The 1,916-nt window shown below is 49.6% G+C and carries 3 protein-coding genes; all 3 read right to left on the reverse strand.

Annotated features, from left to right (window positions below; all coding sequences use genetic code 11):
* Positions 1 to 85: 85 nt before the first annotated feature.
* Complete coding sequence (hypA, locus tag IV91_RS0111760; protein ID WP_200874399.1) at positions 86 to 430, reverse strand: hydrogenase maturation nickel metallochaperone HypA; 345 nt, start codon at positions 428 to 430, stop codon at positions 86 to 88.
* Positions 423 to 1,505, reverse strand: coding sequence for a nickel-dependent hydrogenase large subunit (locus IV91_RS0111765; RefSeq protein WP_031598629.1), 1,083 nt, complete (start codon positions 1,503 to 1,505; stop codon positions 423 to 425). Before IV91_RS0111765 ends, hypA begins: the two co-directional genes overlap by 8 nt.
* Positions 1,505 to 1,916: [NiFe]-hydrogenase assembly chaperone HybE (gene hybE / locus IV91_RS17385; RefSeq protein ID WP_150112475.1), on the reverse strand; the 412-nt coding region annotated here is incomplete at its 5' end. The genes IV91_RS0111765 and hybE, both read right to left, overlap by 1 nt.

The raw sequence follows: 1,916 nt of genomic DNA on the forward strand, positions 1-1,916 counted from the left end.
AATAATTTCCTCAACACCGCCGTCTTGCGCTCCTCAGAATATCCGCTCATCTCCGTTCACTTTCCGCCCCCAGTCCAAAATTAAATCAACTCGGGTGACGCGACATCTTCCCTGACACCGGGGGGCCCCCCGTCACCTGAATCTGATAACTGCCGCAAACAGGACAAGCTTCATACAAGGCTGTTACTGCCACGTTGTCTTCACATTTCATGCACCAACCTTGTCCCGGCATTTCGATGATTTCCAAGCGTGCACCTTTTACAACGGTATCGCGCGTCACCACATCGAAACAGAATCGCAATGCCTCCTTTTCCACAGCGGCCAGTTGACCGATCTCCAGCCACACGGCTTGCACCCTGACACATCCCTCGGTACGCACCACGTCTTCTACCAGTTGTACAATTCCTTCTGCCAGCGACATCTCATGCATGAACAACCTCGATCTCAAAATCCACACAAGGATCAAGCGACATCACAAATAATTTTGCTGTCTCCACCAAGCGTGTCATATTGCCTTCCCGAAAGCCGATCAGGTAGGTCAATGCACCCTGCGGATGAAAATTCCATTCGGTGGGCGCCACAATCAGATACTGCGCAATACGACCGGATTCAATACGTACATGGTGCAGCAACATCCCGCGTGCTGTTTGCACCATCGACAAGCCAATGCCATTTGCAACGGTTATCTGTTCAATGCGCCGCCGCGCTTGCACATCCTGCAGCAAATCAATCAGTCTGGCAATTAGTCTTGCGAGCAATCGGGCAGGGCGTTTACGCAATATATCCCGAACAAACGGCAGATGTTGAGTCTTTGCCAGTGCTCCTGTTTCCAGAGGATTGCCATTAAGTTGAGGTTTTTGAGCAAATTCCGTGCCAAAATGACATGCAAATTTCCGACTGACCTCAGTCGGTGTCCATGTCGACATCAAACTACAGCCCGTTGGTACTCCGGAGAAATCCAACCGACTTTCACTGAATTCGAGGGCTAGAATAATCGGTGCCAATAAGCCCTGTTTGTCCTTTATGCACTCAAGCAATCGATCATGCGTATCCAACTGTTGCCATTCTTTAGCCGTCATGCCCAGCAATACCTGATGCATTTCCGCCAACAAATCTTCTGCGTTGCCCTTATCCGTCGAAATTACATTCAGTGCAGCATGCCAACGTATAAACTGCGTCTCCAGTTGTGGCAAACCCAGCAATTTTGGCCAATCCAGAAGCAATTTCCACAAGTATTCCTGCATTGCCTCGCAAAGCACAGCGCGCTCAAACTTTTCAAGTTGCTGCATGTCACGACCTTGTGCGGCGGATACGGTCGCCAGTGCAGCTGCCTGTTGGGCCTTGCCGCACACGCTGAACAACAAGGGCACCAACTTCACAGCATCCTCCGGCGACTTTCCCGACAATAAGTGGTAGGCTGGAGGACGTGTTGATTTCACTTCAATGCCGAGTACATCCATGCCATTCCAGAGGATGCGCAGATGCAGTTTTCCTGCGTTGGGCATCACTGACTACCCATCAAGGGAATGCGTAAAAAATCACGTCGCGACATCTCTTTTTGACCCGTTGATTTACCCGTCAGACGTGCTTCCTCGATACCTCCAGACCGTTTATCTTCGATTTCAACAAACAAGGCACTAATAATTTCCTGTGCGATGGTCACGGCCTCTTTATGGGTAGTAAAATTCACGACGGGTGAGATTAACGAACAAATATGGCATGCACCCAGCATGGGTTCATTCAGTCCCATGAACTCATAGTTTCCTGATGGAAACCGCCAAGTCTTTTTTTGTAACTGCTCGCCCCTGCAAAAATAATTGAAAAAGTGCTTGACAGGTTTTTGGGTGCTCAAGGCGAGCAGTTGACGACTTGGGCATATTTGCCACAGCAGTGCAGTTTTAAGCGCCGCCAATTGA

Origin of the sequence: Ferrovum myxofaciens, assembly GCF_000735045.1 — a bacterium.
In the GTDB taxonomy this organism is placed as follows: Bacteria; Pseudomonadota; Gammaproteobacteria; order Burkholderiales; family Ferrovaceae; genus Ferrovum; species Ferrovum myxofaciens.